The sequence below is a fragment of the Nocardioides sp. OK12 genome (genome assembly GCF_024341885.1).
Taxonomy (GTDB): domain Bacteria; phylum Actinomycetota; class Actinomycetes; order Propionibacteriales; family Nocardioidaceae; genus Nocardioides; species Nocardioides marinisabuli.
On the sequence record NZ_BNET01000005.1, the window covers coordinates 424,459 to 440,645 of the forward strand.

The 16,187-nt window shown below is 75.1% G+C and carries 14 protein-coding genes; 8 read left to right on the forward strand and 6 right to left on the reverse strand.

The features are described from left to right. Nucleotides 1–134: 134 nt before the first annotated feature. Together OCU29_RS15200 and OCU29_RS15205 are read right to left on the reverse strand one after the other, a co-directional pair. Complete coding sequence (locus tag OCU29_RS15200; RefSeq protein ID WP_179616846.1) at nt 135–1,946, reverse strand: ABC transporter ATP-binding protein; 1,812 nt, start codon at nt 1,944–1,946, stop codon at nt 135–137. Then, a complete protein-coding gene (locus tag OCU29_RS15205; RefSeq protein WP_219633595.1) occupies nt 1,943–3,832 on the reverse strand; it encodes an ABC transporter ATP-binding protein in 1,890 nt (629 codons plus the stop codon). Before OCU29_RS15205 ends, OCU29_RS15200 begins: the two co-directional genes overlap by 4 nt. 123 nt (nt 3,833–3,955) lie before the next feature. Here OCU29_RS15205 and OCU29_RS15210 point away from each other — a divergent pair, with 123 nt between their 5' ends. Next, nucleotides 3,956–5,557: an amidohydrolase gene (locus OCU29_RS15210; RefSeq protein ID WP_179616847.1), complete on the forward strand. Its 1,602-nt coding sequence runs from the start codon at nt 3,956–3,958 to the stop codon at nt 5,555–5,557. Between the two features lie 15 nt (nt 5,558–5,572). Here OCU29_RS15210 and OCU29_RS15215 read toward each other — a convergent pair whose 3' ends face one another. The 3 genes from OCU29_RS15215 to OCU29_RS15225 are packed head-to-tail and all read right to left on the reverse strand — an operon-like array spanning nt 5,573 to nt 8,765. After that, on the reverse strand, nt 5,573–6,820 hold the full coding sequence (locus OCU29_RS15215; protein ID WP_261820574.1) for a bifunctional RNase H/acid phosphatase: 1,248 nt from the start codon (nt 6,818–6,820) through the stop codon (nt 5,573–5,575). Then, nucleotides 6,817–7,614 carry a zinc ribbon domain-containing protein gene (locus OCU29_RS15220; RefSeq protein ID WP_261820575.1) on the reverse strand — a complete coding sequence of 266 codons (798 nt, stop codon included), beginning with the start codon at nt 7,612–7,614 and terminating at the stop codon, nt 6,817–6,819. Before OCU29_RS15220 ends, OCU29_RS15215 begins: the two co-directional genes overlap by 4 nt. Continuing rightward, entirely contained in the window at nt 7,557–8,765 is a 1,209-nt protein-coding gene (locus OCU29_RS15225) for a Nif3-like dinuclear metal center hexameric protein (RefSeq protein ID WP_261820576.1), read from the reverse strand. Before OCU29_RS15225 ends, OCU29_RS15220 begins: the two co-directional genes overlap by 58 nt. Nucleotides 8,766–8,810: 45 nt before the next feature. Here OCU29_RS15225 and OCU29_RS15230 point away from each other — a divergent pair, with 45 nt between their 5' ends. Then, nucleotides 8,811–9,116: an antibiotic biosynthesis monooxygenase gene (locus OCU29_RS15230; RefSeq protein ID WP_193670246.1), complete on the forward strand. Its 306-nt coding sequence runs from the start codon at nt 8,811–8,813 to the stop codon at nt 9,114–9,116. Nucleotides 9,117–9,129: 13 nt separating this feature from the next. On the opposite strand, the gene OCU29_RS15235 is transcribed toward OCU29_RS15230, so the two are convergent. After that, nucleotides 9,130–10,683 (reverse strand): AMP-binding protein, encoded by a 1,554-nt coding sequence (locus tag OCU29_RS15235; protein ID WP_261820577.1) that lies wholly within the window; start codon nt 10,681–10,683, stop codon nt 9,130–9,132. Nucleotides 10,684–10,915: 232 nt separating this feature from the next. On the opposite strand from OCU29_RS15235, the gene OCU29_RS15240 reads away from it, so the two are divergent. From OCU29_RS15240 to OCU29_RS15265, 6 genes are all read left to right on the forward strand, one after another. After that, nucleotides 10,916–11,662 carry a hypothetical protein gene (locus tag OCU29_RS15240; protein WP_261820578.1) on the forward strand — a complete coding sequence of 249 codons (747 nt, stop codon included), beginning with the start codon at nt 10,916–10,918 and terminating at the stop codon, nt 11,660–11,662. A 70-nt stretch (nt 11,663–11,732) separates the two neighbouring features. Further along, the gene (locus OCU29_RS15245; RefSeq protein ID WP_261820579.1) at nt 11,733–12,347 is read left to right on the forward strand and encodes a copper chaperone PCu(A)C; all 615 of its coding nucleotides are present in this window, start codon (nt 11,733–11,735) and stop codon (nt 12,345–12,347) included. Beyond that, entirely contained in the window at nt 12,344–13,564 is a 1,221-nt protein-coding gene (locus OCU29_RS15250; RefSeq protein ID WP_261820580.1) for a Dyp-type peroxidase, read from the forward strand. Before OCU29_RS15245 ends, OCU29_RS15250 begins: the two co-directional genes overlap by 4 nt. A gap of 143 nt (nt 13,565–13,707) precedes the next feature. Beyond that, the gene (locus OCU29_RS15255; RefSeq protein WP_261820581.1) at nt 13,708–14,043 is read left to right on the forward strand and encodes a hypothetical protein; all 336 of its coding nucleotides are present in this window, start codon (nt 13,708–13,710) and stop codon (nt 14,041–14,043) included. Between the two features lie 56 nt (nt 14,044–14,099). Then, nucleotides 14,100–15,518, forward strand: coding sequence for a cell wall metabolism sensor histidine kinase WalK (locus OCU29_RS15260; RefSeq protein ID WP_261820582.1), 1,419 nt, complete (start codon nt 14,100–14,102; stop codon nt 15,516–15,518). Next, nucleotides 15,503–16,183 carry a response regulator transcription factor gene (locus OCU29_RS15265; RefSeq protein WP_261820583.1) on the forward strand — a complete coding sequence of 227 codons (681 nt, stop codon included), beginning with the start codon at nt 15,503–15,505 and terminating at the stop codon, nt 16,181–16,183. The genes OCU29_RS15260 and OCU29_RS15265 overlap by 16 nt, the downstream gene beginning before the upstream one ends. The last annotated feature ends 4 nt before the right edge of the window (nt 16,184–16,187 follow it).

The following is a 16,187-nucleotide window of genomic DNA, read 5'->3' on the forward strand; positions in this document are numbered from 1 at the left end:
GGTCGGCACTGGCCCCAACCGCCGGCTGTGACCGGTGTTACGGCAGGGGCCCGAGAAACCCCCGAACCGCGTGGGAGGTCTGGACCCACCGGTCCAGACCCGTTGCGCGAAGTAAAAAGTAAAGGTAAAGGAACTCAGCGGCCCTGCTGGGCGACCCACGAGGCGTGCAGGCCGGCGTAGACCGAGCCGGCCTCGGCGACCAGCGTGGCGTGCGGGCCGCGCTGCACGATGCGGCCGCGGTCGACCACGACCACCTCGTCGGCGGCCTCCGCCGTCGACATGCGGTGCGCGATCGTCACCGAGGTGCGCCCGCTCATCAGCCGCTCCAGCGCGCGGCCGATGCGCATCTCCAGCGACGGGTCGACCGCGCTGGTGGCCTCGTCGAGGACCAGGAGGTCGGGGTCGGCGAGGTGGGCGCGCAGCAGGGCCACCAGCTGCCGCTCCCCCGCCGACAGCGACTCGCCGCGCTGCCCCACCCGGGTCCCGAGCCCGGCGGGCAGGCCGGCGAGCCAGTCACCCAGGCCCAGCTCCTCGGCGCTGGCCCAGATCTCGGCCTCGGAGGCCTCCAGGCGCCCGTAGCGCACGTTGGCGGTGATCGTGTCGTCGAAGAGGAAGCCCTCCTGCGGCACCAGCACCACGCTGCGGCGCAGCGTCGCCTGCGCGATGTCGCGCACGTCGACGCCGTCGAGGAGCACCGCACCCTGCGAGGGGTCCATCAGGCGGGTCAGCAGCTTGGCGAAGGTCGACTTGCCCGACCCCGTCTCCCCCACGATCGCCACCCGGCGCCCGGCCGCGATGGACATGGTGACGTCGCGCAGCACCGGCGGACCGCCGGGATAGGCGAAGGTGACGTCGTCGAAGCGCACGTCGATCGGGCCCGGCGGCAGGTCGTGGCCCTCGGGGCCCGGGTCCACCAGGTCGGCGGGGGTGTCGAGGATGCCGATGACCCGGCGCCAGCCCGCGATCGCGAGCTGGGCGTCGGTGAGGATCTGGGTGCCCATCTGCACCGGCCCCACGAACAGGGTGACCAGGAACGCGAAGGCGAGGATCTCGCCGGCGGTGATGTCGCCGGCCAGGCCGAGCAGCACCCCCACCACGATCACGCCGGCGTTGGCCAGGCCCGCGGAGACCCCGCCGAGGGAGAACGAGAACGCCGTGAAGCCCTGGGCCCGGGTGCTCGCGACGCGGTGCGCGTCGACGGCCTCGTCGATGCGGTCCTGGGTGCGCGACTGCACGGCGTACGAGCGCACGACGGCAGCGCCCACGACCGGCTCGGAGATGGCCGAGAGCATCACGCCGACCTGGCGGCGCACGGTGCCGTAGGCCTGCGAGAGCTTGCGCTGGAAGTACTTCAGCGACGCGAAGAGCGGCGCGAAGCACAGCCACACCACCAGCGTGAGCTGCCAGGAGTAGACCAGCATCACCGCGGTCGCGATGACGACCTGGCCGATGCTGACCACGAAGAGCAGGCCGCCGAAGACCAGGAACTGGCTGACCTGGTCGACGTCGCTGGTGACCCGCGCGACCAGGGCCCCGCGCCGCTCGGTGTTCTGGGTCAGCAGCGGGAGGTCGTGGACGTGGCGGAAGGCCTTGGTGCGCAGCGTCGCCAACCCGCCCTCGGCGGTGCGGAACAGCCGGCTGGTCATCTTGTACGACGCCCACGAGGTCAGCACGATCGCGAGCGCCGCCAGCACCCCCATCCACGCGGTGAAGGCCAGGTCGGGCCCGCCCGCGGCGCCGAGCCCGCGGTCGAGCGTCTGCTGGACCGCGATGGGTACCACCACCTGGCCCGCGGAGGCGAGCACCGCGTAGGCCAGGGTCGTGCGGATCCCGACGGTCAGCTCGGGCGAGTGGTGCAGGCCGCGACGGATCGTCTCGACCGCCCGCATCTCCTCGCCGGTGTCGAGGGCGGTGCCCGAGCTCGAGGCGGCGCGCACGGCGCTCATGAGGACTCCTCCGTCGTGGTGCCGGGGGCGGGGTGCTCGTCCTCGTAGGCGTTGACGAGGGCGGCGTAGGAGGGGCTGCGGCCCAGCAGCTCCTGGTGGGTGCCGCGGTCGGCGACCCGGCCACCCTCGAGGTGCACCACCTCGTCGGCCAGCCCGATGGTGGCCTTGCGGTAGGCCACCACGAGCAGGCTCGGACGGTCGGCGGGGTCGTCACCCGGGCCACCCGCGCGCAGCGCGGCCAGGATGCGCGCCTCGACCTCGGGGTCGACCGCGGAGGTGGCGTCGTCGAGGACCAGCAGGCGGGGACGGCGCACCAGGGCGCGGGCCAGCGAGATCCGCTGGCGCTGGCCGCCGGACAGCGACGTGCCGCGCTCGCCGAGACGGCTGTCGAGGCCGTCGGGCAGGGCGGCGACGAAGTCGTCGGCCTGCGCGGCGCGCAGCACCTCCCAGACCTCCTCGTCGCCGATGTCGGCGCCGAGCGTGATGTTGCCGCGCACGGTGTCGTCGAAGAGGAAGGCCGTCTGGGCGACCAGCGAGACCGCCTCGGCCAGCTGGCCGGGCGCGAGGTCGCGCAGGTCCTGGCCGTCGAGGGCGATCCGCCCCTCGTCGGGGTCGACCAGCCGGGTGACCAGGGAGGTCAGGGTGCTCTTGCCCGACGCGGTGGCGCCCACGAGCGCCACGGTGCGGCCCGGCTCGACGGTGAGGGCCAGGTCGTCGAGGAGCCGCTGGCCCGGCTGGTGGGAGTAGCGCAGGCCCTCGATCTCGAGGCGGGCGCCGCGGCGGCCCGTGGGCGTCAGCGACGCGTCGCCGTACGGCATCTCGCCGGTGGCCTCGAGCACGCTGGTGACCCGCCGGAAGCCGACGACGCTGCGGGGGAACTCGCCCAGCAGCCAGCCGATGGAGCGGATCGGGAAGGAGACGATGGTCAGCAGGTAGGCCACCTGCACCACGTCGCCGGGGTCGGTGGCGCCGCTCTGCACCCGGGCCACGCCGACGGCCAGCACGACGAGCACGCCCAGGTTGGGCAGCGCGGCCAGGGCGGGGTCGAACATGGCGCGGATGCGCCCGGCGCGCACCAGCACGCCGCGCAGCTCCTGCGCCTTGGCCGAGAAGCGAGCGGTCTCCTCGCCCTCCCGCCCGAGGGTCTTGACCACCATGGCGCCGTCGAAGGACTCGTGGGCGACCTCGGAGAGCTCCGCGCGCAGCTGCTGGGCGCGGGTCATCAGCGGCGAGCTGAGCCGCTGGAAGACGACGTTGGCGGCGATCACCGCGGGGAAGATCAGCAGCCCGACCAGGGCCAGGACCAGGTCGGCGACGAGCATCTGCGCGACGGCGATCACCATCATCGCCACCGTGCCGACCGCCATCGGCAGCGGCGCGACCGGGCCCCAGGCGGCCTCGACGTCGGAGTTGGCGTTGGAGAGCAGCTGGCCGGTGGGGTGGCGCTGGTGCCACTCCATGGGCAGGGCGAGGTACTGCCGCGTCACCGCCCGGCGGGTGTGGGCCTGCATCCGGTACTGCATGATGCCGGCGCCCAGGCGACGCGCCACGATGCCCACCGCGCGCAGGATGGCGACGCCGAGGAACAGCGCGAGCACCGCCCAGAGCATGCCGGCGCCGATCTCGCCGGTCTCGAAGGCCGGCAGCACCACGTTCTCGGTCGACCAGCCCAGCACCCAGGCGTCGGCGACGGTCAGCGCGCCGAAGAGCACGCTGCCCAGGGTCGAGACCGCGAAGACCCAGGGCTCGCGCTTGATCGCCACCCACAGCACGGCGAAGCCGTCCCGGGTGGTGGTGGCGCGGTTGACCGGACCGGGCGGCGCAGCCGCGTCGACCTCGTCCGTCCCGGTCGCGACCTCGTCGACCTCGTCCGCGACCTGGCTCACCGCTCCCCCACCCGTCTGCTCCCGGGGTCCGCTCGTGCGTCCCCGACCGCGGGCCAACCCCGCGACCCCCGAGGCTATTCCTGCGCCCCCACCGGCCGCACACCCCGGCCCTAGGGTGGCGCCATGGACCACGCCGCCCCCCGCTCCCGTGCCCGACGCACCGTGCTGAGGGGAGGCCGGGTGCTCGACCCCGGCACGCCCGGGCCGCTCGCCGCGCGGCCCACGGCGCTGGCCGTCGAGGACGGCCGGGTCGTCGCGCTCGGCGACGACGACGCGGCGCAGGCGTGGGCCGGCACCGGTGACGAGGCCCCCGAGGTCGTCGACCTCCGGGGCGCCCTGGTCACCCCCGCCTTCGTCGACAGCCACGTGCACACCGTGCGCACCGGCTTCGCGCTCACCGGGCTCGACCTCTCCGGGCCGTCGTACGCCGCCGCGTCGGGGCTCGAGGACGTGCTCGACGCGCTCGCCCGCCACGCCGCCCGCCACCCCGACGACGCGGTGCTGGTGGGCCAGGGCTGGGACGAGACCCCGTGGCGCGCGGGGCGCCCGCCCACCGGCGACGAGCTCGAGCGGGCCGCGCCCGGGCGCCGCACCTACCTGACCCGGGTCGACAGCCACTCCTCGGTCGTCAGCCCCGCCCTGGCCTCCCTGGTGCCCGGCCTCACCGACCTGCAGGGCTGGTCGCCCGACGGCCGCGTCGAGCGCGACGCCCACCACGCGGTGCGGCACACGCTCGAGGGCCTCATCGGCGACGCCGAGCGCCTCGACGCCGCCCGGGCCGCCTGCCACGCCATGGCCGCGGCCGGCATCGCGGGCTTCCACGAGAACGCCGCACCCCACATCGGCCCCGAGTCGGAGATCTCGCTGGTGCGCCGGGCCGCCGAGGACGTCGGGCTGGCCGCGACGGTCTACTGGGGCGAGCTGATGGCCGTCGAGACCGCCGCCCGGCTGGGGGTGGCCGGGCTCGCCGGCGACCTGGTGGCCGACGGCGCCTTCGGCTCGCGCACCGCCGCGCTCGGCACGTCGTACGCCGACGCGGCGACCTGCGGGCACGCCTACGTCAGCGCCGAGCAGGTGCACCAGCACGTCGTGGCCTGCACCCGCGCCGGCCTCCAGGCCGGGTTCCACTGCATCGGCGACGCCGCGCTCGACGCCGTCGGCGAGGGGTTCGCGGCCGCGGCCGCCGAGCTGGGCGACGAGGCCGTGCGGGCCCGGCGCCACCGCCTCGAGCACGTCGAGATGCCCTCGCCGAGCACCGTCGCGCTGCTGGGGCGCCTGGGCGTCACCGCGAGCGTGCAGCCGATGTTCGACGGCCTGTGGGGCGGCCCCTCGGGCATGTACGCCGCCCGCCTGGGCGAGCGCTGGCGCGCGACCAACCCGTTCCGCGACCTGGCCGAGGCCGGTGTGCCCCTCGCCTTCGGCTCCGACTCACCGGTGACGGCCCTGGGCCCGTGGGCCGCGGTGCGGGCCGCGGTCCACCACCACGTGCCCGAGCAGGGGCTGGCGCCGCTGGCGGCGCTGGGGGCCCACACCCGGGGCGGCTGGCTGGCCGCGGCCCAGGACCACCGCGGGCGGCTGGCCCGCGGCTGGGTGGCCGACCTGGCGGTCTGGGAGACCCCGGCGGGCCTCGATGCCGACGGCGTGCCGGTGCTGGAGGCCGGGGCCGCGCTGCCCCGGCTGCTGCGCACCCTGGTGGCCGGACGCACCGTCCACCAGGCCGGCTGAACGACCAGCGAGCGGCTACCAGCGACCGGGCTCGACGGTGGCCCGCTCGCCCGGGGGCAGGGCGTTGTAGAGGCGCATCGAGCCGCGGGCCGCGCCGTCGGCGGCCGGGTCGGCGTAGAACGACAGCACGGTGACCGACGCCGGCGAGAGCTCCATGCGGTAGACCGCCTCGAGGGGCGCGCCCAGCGCGTGGGCCACCAGGGTCTTGATGGGCGTCACGTGGCTGACCACGACGACGGTGCGACCGGCGTGCTCGGCCAGCACCCGCTCGAGCCCGGCCAGCACCCGCTCGCGCACGGTGGTGAACGACTCGCCCCCCGGCGGGGCCACGTCCATCGAGCCCAGCCAGGCGTCGAGACCGGGCCGGTCGCGCTCGGCGACCTCGCTGAAGGTCAGCCCGTCCCACTCGCCGAACTCCATCTCGGCGAAGCCCGGCTCCACCGACACGCTGCGTTCCAGCCGCGCCGCCACGACCTCGGCGGTCTCGCGGGTGCGGCGCACCGGCGAGGAGACGACCGCGTCGACCCGCTCGCCGAGGCCGGTCAGCCAGTCGGCGGTGTCGCGGGCCTGGGCCAGGCCCTCCTCGCTCAGCGCCGGGTCGTCGCCGCCCAGGCCTCCCGAGAAGCGCTTGGCCGCGGTGTGCCGGGTCACGCCGTGGCGCACCAGCACCAGCGTGGTCGGCGGCGCGCCGGGCCCGCTCCAACCGCGGTGGCCGGCCTGGTCGCGCGGCTGCTCGCCGCGCGTCGCGCCCGGCGACTCGATCTCCTCGATGAGCGACTCCTCGTCGGGAGCCTCCTCGGCGGGGCGCTCCTCGACCGGGTCGGCGGCGGGCCCGGCGCCGGCCACGGTGACGCCCTCGCGCACGCCGTCCAGCGCCTCGTTGGCCAGCCGGTCGGCGTGGGCGTTGCGGGCCCGCGGGATCCAGGTGTAGGTGGTGCCCTCGGGGGCGATCTCGCCCGCCTCGGCGGCCAGCACCCGCATGTCGGGGTGCTTGATCTTCCAGCGCCCCGACATCTGCTCGACCACGAGCTTGGAGTCCATCCGGACCTCCACCGCGGCCCCCGGGGCGTGCTCGACCGCGAGCCGCAGCCCGGCGACCAGCCCGGAGTACTCCGCGACGTTGTTGCTGGCCACGCCGATGGTGCGGGCGTCCTCGGCGATCACCTCGCCGCTGTCGGCGTCGCTCAGCACGGCGCCGTACGCCGCGGGGCCGGGGTTGCCGCGCGAGCCGCCGTCGGCCTCGACGACGACGCGCGTGGTCACAGCCCCGACTCCGGGGTGCGCACCAGGATGCGCGTGCACTCCTCGCAGCGCACCACGAGGTCGGCCGGGGCCGAGCGGATCACCGCGAGCTCGGCGTTGTCGATGCTGAGCTGGCAGCCGGTGCAGCGGCGCTGGTGCAGCATGGCCGCACCCACCCCGCCCTTGGCCGCGCGCAGCTTCTCGTAGAGAGCCAGCAGGTCCTCGGGCAGGCCCTCGACCGAGGGGCCGCGCTGGGCCTCGACGTCGACGAGCTGGGCGTCGATGGCCGCGACCTTCTCGTCGCGGGCCGCGATCAGCTCGCCCAGGCGCACGTCGGCCTGCTCGAGGAGCGTGGTGACCGAGTCGAGCACCGACTGCGCCTCCTCGAGGCGCTCCATCACCTCGAGCTCGTCGTCCTCGAGGCTGGCGATGCGCCGCTCGAGGGACTCCAGCTCGTGGCCGAGGCGCTCGAGGTCCTTGGGGTTGCCGACCTGGCCCTTGTCCATCCGCTCGCGGTCGCGGGCCCGGCGAGCCTTGACCTGCTCGACGTCGGCGTCGACCTTGGCCTGCTCGACGGCCAGGTCGTCGACGACGATGCGGGCGTCGCGGGCCTGGTCGTCGAGCTCGGTGCGGTGGGCCTGCAGCTCGGCGATCTCGGCGATCTCGGGCAGGCTGCGGCGCTGGTGGCGCAGCTGGTCGGCACGGGAGTCGAGCTCCTGGACGTCGAGCAGCGTGACCTGGGCGGTCGGGTCGGCTTTCAGCGGTCTCTCCTGGCTGTGGGATGTGCTGTGTGTTGATCGGGGCGGAACGTCCACGGGTCGGTGCACCGGGTGCTCACGCGGGTCTCCACCGTAGCGCCCCGCTCGCCCACCAGCGCTGCCCGGAGTCGGGCCTCCAGCACCGGCAGCCAGGTCCACTCCGCCGCCCAGTGCGCCACGTCGACCAGTGCGGGCCCCTCGTGCTCGAGGAACTCCGAGGCCGGGTGGTGACGAAGATCGCTGGTGACGTAGACGTCGACCCCACCGGAGCGCCCCGTGTCGCGGCCCGTGCCGAGCACGGTGTCGAGCAGGAAGTCGCCGGCGCCGCCGCACACGGCCACCCGGCGCACCTCGCGGTCGGGGTCGCCCCCGACCCGCACGCCGTGCACGGTGGGCGGCAGCACCTCGGCGACCCGGGCCGCGAAGGCGGCCAGCGTCATCGGCTCCACGCTGCCCACCCGACCGGTCCCGGTGCTCGACAGGCCGGGGTCGGCGAGCTCCACGACGTCGTAGGCCGGCTCCTCGTAGGGGTGCACCGACAGCAGCGCGCGCACCACCTCGGCGCGGCGCGAGCGCGGCGCCACCACCTCGACCCGCACCTCGGCGACCTCCTCGAGCTCACCGACCCGGCCGATGGCCGGGCTGGCACCCGGCGTCGGGCGGAACCGGCCGACGCCCTCGACGGTGAAGGAGGCCGACTCGTAGTCGCCCAGGCGCCCGGCGCCGGCCTCGGCCAGCGCGATGCGCAGCCGCTCGGCGTCGGCGACCGGCACCAGCACGCCGATCTTGTCGAGGGCCGGGCGCTCGGCGCGCAGGATCGGGCGCAGGTCGTCGAGCCCGAGCGCGAGGGCCAGCGACTCCGAGACCCCGCCCTCGGCCTGGTCGGCGTTCGTGTGGGCGGCCAGCAGGGCGCAGCCGGCCCGGGCCAGGGTGTGCAGGGTGCGCCCCTTGGGCGTCTCGGTGGTGAAGCCGTGCACGCCCTTGAGGAAGAGCGGGTGGTGCACCACCAGCAGGTCGGCTCCCCACTCGGCGGCCTCCTGGGCCACCGCGGGCGACGGGTCGACGGCCAGCATGATGCGGCGCACCGGCTGCGCGGGGTCGCCGTGCACCAGCCCGACGCGGTCCCAGGAGTCGGCGGTGCCGGGCGGGTACCACCCGTGCACCAGGTCGACGACGTCCCTCAGGCTGGGCTCGGTGCTCGCGTGCATGAGGGGAGGCTATCGGCGCTCGCGCCGGGACCTAGGCTGGGCGCCATGCCCGTCGTGAAGATCAACGCCATCTCCGTCCCGCCGCAGGCCGGCCCCGAGCTCGAGAAGCGCTTCGCCGCCCGCGCCGGCGCCGTCGAGGGCTCCCCCGGGTTCCTCGGCTTCCAGCTGCTGCGCCCCACCGCGGGCGAGGAGCGCTACTTCGTCGTCACGCACTGGGAGGACGAGGAGTCCTTCGCCGCGTGGCGCGACGGCGGCGCCCAGGCCGCCCACGCCGGCGAGCGCGCCAAGCCCGTGGCCAGCGGGGCGGACCTCCTGGAGTTCGAGGTCGTCATGGACGTCCGCCCCTCCTGAGCACCCCTGCGCGTCAGTTGACCTGGCGCTCCTGGCCCTCCCAGTAGGGCGCGCGCAGCTTGAACTTCTGCAGCTTGCCGGTCGCGGTGCGGGCCAGCTCGTCGCGGATCTCCACCGAGGTGGGTGCCTTGTAGCCGGCCGCGCGCTCCTTGCACCACGCGATCAGCTCGGCCTCGGTCGCCTCGGCGTCGGGGGCGAGCACGACGAGCGCCTTGATGGTCTCGCCCCACTTCTCGCTCGGGACGCCGATCACGGCGACCTCGGCGACGGCCGGGTGCGAGAAGAGCACGTCCTCGACCTCGATCGAGGAGACGTTCTCGCCGCCGGTGATGATCACGTCCTTCTTGCGGTCGCTGATCGTCAGGTAGCCGTCGTCGCCGATGACGCCGCCGTCGCCGGTGTGGAACCAGCCGCCGGCCAGGCAGCGCTCGCTCTCCTCGGGCTGCTCCCAGTAGCCCTCGAGGCACACGTTGGAGCGGGCCAGCACCTCGCCCTCGTTCTCGGGCTCCTCCGAGATCGCGAGCCGTACGCCGAGCGCGGGCGCCCCGGCCCGGGTCAGGCGCGCGGCGCGCTCCTCGGGCTCGAGGTGGTCCCACTCGGCGCGGCCCCGGTTGATGGTCAGCAGCGGGGAGGTCTCGGTGAGGCCGTAGATCTGGATGAACTCCCAGCCCAGCTCCTCCTCGACGCGCACGACGGTGCGCGTCGGCGGCGGCGCGCCGGCCATGATGATGCGCACCCGGTCGCGTCCGGGGATCGGGCCCTCCCACTCCTGGGCCGCCTCCAGCACCGCGGCGGCCACGGCGGGCGCGGCGCACATGACGGTCACGCCGTGCTCCTCGACGCGGCGCAGGATCTCGGCGCCGTCGATCTTGCGGATCACCACGTGGGTGGCGCCGGCCTGGGTGGCGATGAAGGGCCAGCCCCAGCCGTTGGCGTGGAACATCGGCAGCGTGTGCAGGTAGACGTCGCGGTCGCTGACCCCGGCGTGCATGCCGAAGGTGACCGCGTTGGTCCAGATGTTGCGGTGCGTGATCTGCACGCCCTTGGGCCGCGCGGTGGTGCCCGAGGTGTAGTTGATGGTGGCCGTGGCGTTCTCGTCGGGCTCCCACGGCTGCGGCACGCTGCCCTCGGGGGCGTAGAGCTGGTCGTCGTCACCGATCACGAACCGGTGCTCGGCGGTGACGTCGCGCAGCTCCTCGTCGAGCTCGGGGTCGATGATGAGCACCCGCGCCCCGGAGTGCTCGACGATGTACTGCACCTCGTCGGGGCGCAGCCGGAAGTTCACCGGCACCAGCACCCGTCCGTAGCCCGCCACGCCGAAGAACGAGGTCAGCAGCCGGGCGCTGTTGTGGCTGACCACGGCCACCCGGTCGCCGACACCGATGCCGAGCTCGTCGAGGCGCGCCGCCTGGCGGGCGGCGAGGTCCGCCATCTCGCGGTAGGTCAACCGGCCCTTCTCACCCAGCGGCTGCGCCGGCTGGTCGGGCTCGTCCACGACGCCGACCCGCTCGCCGTAGACCTGCACGGCGCGGTCGATGAAGTCCGAGATGCTGAACGGGACGATCATGGGCTCCTCCAAGCGGTCGTGTGACGGGGCCCACTCTAGGCAGGCCCCGGGTCGCGGCACCCCCGCCCGACCCGGCCCGTACGCCGAGCGGTGCGGCCGCGGCGACGAACGGTCGGCTCGGCCCGCGGCTGTAGCATCGGGGCGTCCGGGACGACCCCGCCGGCCGCCGGCCGGCAGCACGGAGGACGACATCCACAGCGCGGAGCAGCCCGCCCGCCCCACGAGGACCCTCGTGTGGGCGCGTGCCGCCGTGCTCGGTCCCGTGGTGCTGCTCTCCGGCGTGGTCTCCCACGTGACCGCCGACGGTCTGCTCCCCGGCCCGGGGGCGCTGGTCGTCCTGCTGGCCGTGTGCACCGCCCTGTCGGCGGTGCTCCTGCGCACCCGGGCCTCGGCGCTGCGCCTGGTCGCCCTGCTGGTCGGCGGGCAGGGGCTCACCCACCTCCTGCTCTCGGCGGGCGCGGGCCACACCGGCTCCGGCGCGACCGCGACGACCGCTGCGGGCGGGGCACCGGCCGCCGGCTCCGCGCTGCACACGGCCGCCGACGAGGGCGGGCGCCGCGTCGGGTCGCTGACCGACCACTTCGAGGCCGCCACGGCGGCCGGAGGGCGCGCCGCCGAGGCCGCCCCGCTGGGCGCTGCGCCGGGCGGGCTGGGCTCCTCGTTCGGCCACCTCGTCGACCACGCCCTGGCCCAGGGCCCGCTGATGCTGCTGGCCCACCTGGCGGGCGCCGTCGCGCTCGGCCTGTGGCTCGCCGTCGGCGAGAGCGCGCTGTGGCGGCTGCTCGTCCTCGCAGCCGTGCAGGTCCGGCTCGCGCTGGTCGCCGACGGGTGCGCCCGCCCGCTGCGGGCCTCCCTGCACGGCGCGATGGACGCCGCCCGACGGCTCCCGGTCCCCGCGCCGCTGCACCTGCCGCTGCCCGACTCCCTGCTGCACCGGCTCGTCGCCCGCCGCGGCCCACCGCTCCTCCTCGCCGCCTGAGCCCCGCGCGCCGCCGACCGCGGCGCTTCCCGCGCGCGACCGCGCGCCCACGTCGTACGAGGAGACCCCGATGAGCAGCACCACCCGCACCACCAGCAACCGCACCCGCCGGCTGGTCCCGGCCGCCGCACTCGCCCTCGCGCTCGGCGCCGGCCTCGTGGCCTGCGGCGACGAGGAGCCCGCCGACGCCTCGTCGTCGAGCACCGCTGCCGAGGCGAGCGCCGAGATCACCGTCGGCGACCCCTGGGTGCGCGCCACCACCGGCGCCGAGGACACCACGATGTCGGCGGCCTTCATGACCATCGACAACGCCGGCGACGCCGACGTCACCCTCACCGGCGCCTCCACCGACGTGGCCGGCACGGTCGAGATCCACGAGATGTCGATGGTCGACGGCGCCATGGCGATGTCGGTCATGGACGACGGCCTGGTCATCGAGGCCGGGCGCGGCAAGGTCCTCGAGCCCAGCGGCTACCACGTGATGCTGATGGACGTGCAGCGCGAGCTCGCCGCCGGCGACGAGGTCGACCTCACCCTGGAGTTCTCCGACGGCACCACCGAGACCCTCACCGTGCCGGTCAAGGAGTTCACCGAGGAGGAGGGCCACTACCACGAGCCCGGCACCGGTGAGCACGACCACGGCGACGACGAGCACGGCGACGACGAGGAGCACTCGCACTCGTGAACCCGGCCCCACGCGTCAGCCGCCGTCGCTTCCTGGGCTACGTCGGCAGCACCGGTGTCGGCGCGGCCGCCGGGGCCCGGGGGGTGCCGGGCGTCGGTGGCGCGGGGGGGCCCCCCGCGTCCTCGGCGCCGGCGGCCGCGGGTGCGCCGGGGCGCACCATCAAGCCGTGGGGCGCCCACCAGCCCGGCGTGGCGACGGCGCAGACCGAGGTCACCGAGCTGGTCGCCCTCGACCTGCGCGCCGACGTCGACCGGGAGGCGCTGGGCCGGCTGATGCGCCTGTGGACCGGCGACATCGAGGCCCTGACCGCCGGCCGCGGCGCGCCCGGCGACCCGGCCCCGTGGCTCTCCCAGCCGGCCTCCGACCTCACGATCACGGTCGGCGTCGGCCCCGACGCCTGCCGGCCGGGCCTGTTCGGCGCGGGCCCCGACGGGTTCGCGGCGGTGCCGCCGATGAGCCGCGACCGGCTGCAGGAGCGCTGGAGCGGCGGCGACCTCCTCGTGGTCGTAACCGGACGTGACGGCACCACCGTCGCCCACGCCGTACGCCGCCTGGTCGCCGACGCGGCGCCCTTCGCGCGGGCGCGGTGGCGCCAGGCCGGGTCGTGGAACCCCACCGGACCCGACGGGCGCCCCCAGACGGGCCGCAACCTCTTCGGCCAGGTCGACGGCTCGGGCAACCCGCACCCGGGCAGCCCGCTGTTCGACTCCACGGTGTGGGTGCGCGAGGGACGCTGGGCGGGCGGCAGCACCCTGGTGGTGCGACGCATCCGGATGGACCTCGACACCTGGGACGAGCTGACCCGCGACGAGCAGGAGCGCTCGGTCGGGCGGGCGCTGGCCGACGGCGCACCCCTGACCGGCGGCATGGAGGTCGACGAGCTCGACCTGTCCGCGCGCTCCCAGGGTCGGCTGGTGGTGCCGGTCGACGCGCACGCACGCCGCGCGCACCCCTCTCTCAACGGCGGTCGGCGGATGTTCCGCAAGGGTGCCAACTACACCCGCGAGGTCGAGACCGAGCAGGGCGTCGAGGTCGAGAGCGGTCTGGTGTTCCTGGCCTACCAGGCCGACCTGCTCGACCAGTTCGTGCCGGTGCAGCGGATGCTCGACGAGTCCGACCAGCTCAACGAGTGGACCACCGCGATCGGCTCGGCGACCTTCGCGGTGCTGCCCGGCTTCGAGCAGGGCTCCTGGTTGGGCGAGCAGCTGCTCGCCTGACCGCGACCCGGCGCCACTTCCCCGCCGAGCCGGCGCCACTTCCCCGCCGACCCGGCGCCAGTTCCCCGCCGAGCCGGCGCCACATGAGAGCTTTCTCATCGGGCTCTCACGGCCCTCCCACCGCCGGAGAGGATGCTGGCCTCATGAGTCGCCCGTGGAAGGTCGTCCTGCTGGCCGTCCTGGTCCTGCCCGTGCTGGCCTACGCGGCCGGCGCGCTGACGGCGACGTCGCCGCGCGAGCCCGCGCCGCGCCCTCCCATCCTGCTCGAGGATCCACGCGGCGACGTCTCCCCCGGCGCCACGCTGAGCCCCTCCGCCCCGCCGACCTCCAGCCCCTCCTCCGACGACGACGACGATGATGACGATGACGACGGGGTCACCGTGATCCGCCCCGACATCGGCGAGGACGACGACGACGACGATGACGACCACGATGACGACGATGACGATGGGGACGACGACGAAGGGGACGACGACTGAGCAGGCCCGGCACTCCTGAGCACCGGCCCGACCGCCAGCCGCGGTCGGGCCTGTCGGTGCGCGCCCGGATCAGCGCCACGGTGGCCCTCCTGGTCGCCGCGACGCTGCTGCTGGCCGGCGTCCTGGTCTACGCCATCGAGGCACGACGCCTCGGCGAGCAGACCGCGTCGGCCGTCGACCAGGAGCTGGCCGAGCTCTCCGCGCTCCAGGAGGACGGGGTCGACCCGACCACGGGCGAGCCCTTCGCCGACGTCGCCACCCTGCTGCGGCTCTTCATGGAGCGCAACGTCCCCGACGACGACGAGCTCCTGGTCGGCTGGGTCACCGGCCAGCAGGTCGAGTACGTCTCCCCCCGCACCGACCCCCTCGCCGAGGACCCGGCGTTCGTCGACCTGGTCGAGCCGATCGTCGAGGAGGGCGGCACGGTGCGCGCCGAGCTGCCGGCGTACGGCGAGCTGCTGGTCGTGGCGCAGCCGGTGGCCATGCGCAGCGGCTCCCAGTCGGGCGCGCTCGTGGTGGTCACCCGGCTCGAGCAGACCCGCGCCGGGCTGGTCGAGACGATGCGCACCTATGCGATCGTCTCGGCGCTGGCGCTGCTGGTGGTCACCGGTGCCGCCTACCTGCTGACCGGGCGGCTGCTCGCGCCGCTGCGCACCCTGCGCGAGACCGCCCAGGAGATCTCGGAGACCGACCTGTCGCGCCGGCTGCCCGTGCGCGGCAACGACGACATCACCGCCCTGACCCGCACCGTCAACCAGATGCTGGCCAGGCTGGAGTCGGCCTTCGCCGGGCAGCGCCAGTTCCTCGACGACGCCGGGCACGAGCTGAGGACCCCCCTCACGGTGCTGCGGGGCCACCTCGAGCTGCTCGACGCCGGCGACCCCCACGACGTGGAGCAGACCCGCGCGCTGCTGCTCGACGAGGCCGACCGCATGTCCCGCCTCGTCGGCGACCTGATCCTGCTCGCCAAGAGCGACCGGCCGGACTTCGTCACCCCGGCGCCCTGCGACCTGCGCACCCTCACCGAGGACGTCCTGGCCAAGGCCAGCACCCTCGGTGGGCGCGACTGGCGCCTCGACGGTGTCGCCGAGGTCGTCGTGCCGGCCGACGCCCAGCGCCTGACCCAGGCCCTGCTGCAGCTGGCCGAGAACGCCACCAAGCACACGGGCCCCGGTGACACGGTCGCGCTCGGCTCCGCCTGGGAGGGCGGCCAGGTGCGGGTGTGGGTGCGCGACAGCGGCCCGGGGGTCGCCGAGGCCGACCGGGAGACGATCTTCGACCGCTTCGGTCGCGGCAGGGTGCCGGAGGGCGACGACGGCTTCGGCCTCGGGCTCTCCATCGTCAGCGCCATCGCCGAGGCGCACGGCGGCCGGGTGGGGGTCGAGGACCCCGGGCCGGAGCATCCCGCCGGCGCCCGCTTCGTCATCACCCTGCCCGCCCACCCCACCGAGGAGTCCACGTGGCCCGCATCCTGATCGTCGAGGACGAGGCCCGCATCGCCTCGTTCATCGCCAAGGGCCTGCGCGCCGACGGCCACCAGGCCACCGTGGTCGGCGACGGGCCCACCGGGCTCGACCTCGCGCTCGCCGGCGAGCACGACCTGGTGATCCTCGACATCGGCCTGCCCGGGATGGACGGCTTCGAGGTCCTCGACCAGCTGCGCTCGCAGGGCTCGCGGCTGCCGGTCGTCGTGCTCACCGCCCGCGACTCGGTCACCGACACGGTCTCCGCGCTGGAGGGCGGTGCCGACGACTACATGGCCAAGCCGTTCCGCTACGCCGAGCTCCAGGCGCGCATCAGGCTGCGGCTGCGGCAGGGGCAGGCCGCCGGCGACGCCGTGTCCTCCGCGACCTCCGACGCGCTCGAGGTGGGCGGGGTGCACCTCGACCTGCGGACCCGGCGGGCCCGGGTGGGTGGGCAGCAGGTCGACCTGTCGGCCCGCGAGTTCGCGCTGGCCGAGATCTTCATGCGCAACGCGGGGCAGGTCCTGTCGCGCGAGCAGCTGCTCGACCACGTCTGGGGCTTCGACTTCGACCCCGGCTCCAACGTCGTGGACGTGTACGTCGGCTACCTGCGCAAGAAGTTCGGGGCCCGCTGCATCACCACCGTGCGCGGCATGGGCTACCGCTTCGACTCCTGAGCAG

Bases quoted from the DNA above. Each gene is read 5' to 3' on its own strand.
- OCU29_RS15200 (WP_179616846.1), bottom strand. From the start codon at position 1,946: ATGAGCGCCGTGCGCGCCGCCTCGAGCTCGGGCACCGCCCTCGACACC.
- OCU29_RS15210 (WP_179616847.1), top strand. From the start codon at position 3,956: ATGGACCACGCCGCCCCCCGCTCCCGTGCCCGACGCACCGTGCTGAGG.
- OCU29_RS15225 (WP_261820576.1), bottom strand. From the start codon at position 8,765: ATGCACGCGAGCACCGAGCCCAGCCTGAGGGACGTCGTCGACCTGGTG.
- OCU29_RS15230 (WP_193670246.1), top strand. From the start codon at position 8,811: ATGCCCGTCGTGAAGATCAACGCCATCTCCGTCCCGCCGCAGGCCGGC.
- OCU29_RS15235 (WP_261820577.1), bottom strand. From the start codon at position 10,683: ATGATCGTCCCGTTCAGCATCTCGGACTTCATCGACCGCGCCGTGCAG.
- OCU29_RS15245 (WP_261820579.1), top strand. From the start codon at position 11,733: ATGAGCAGCACCACCCGCACCACCAGCAACCGCACCCGCCGGCTGGTC.
- OCU29_RS15255 (WP_261820581.1), top strand. From the start codon at position 13,708: ATGAGTCGCCCGTGGAAGGTCGTCCTGCTGGCCGTCCTGGTCCTGCCC.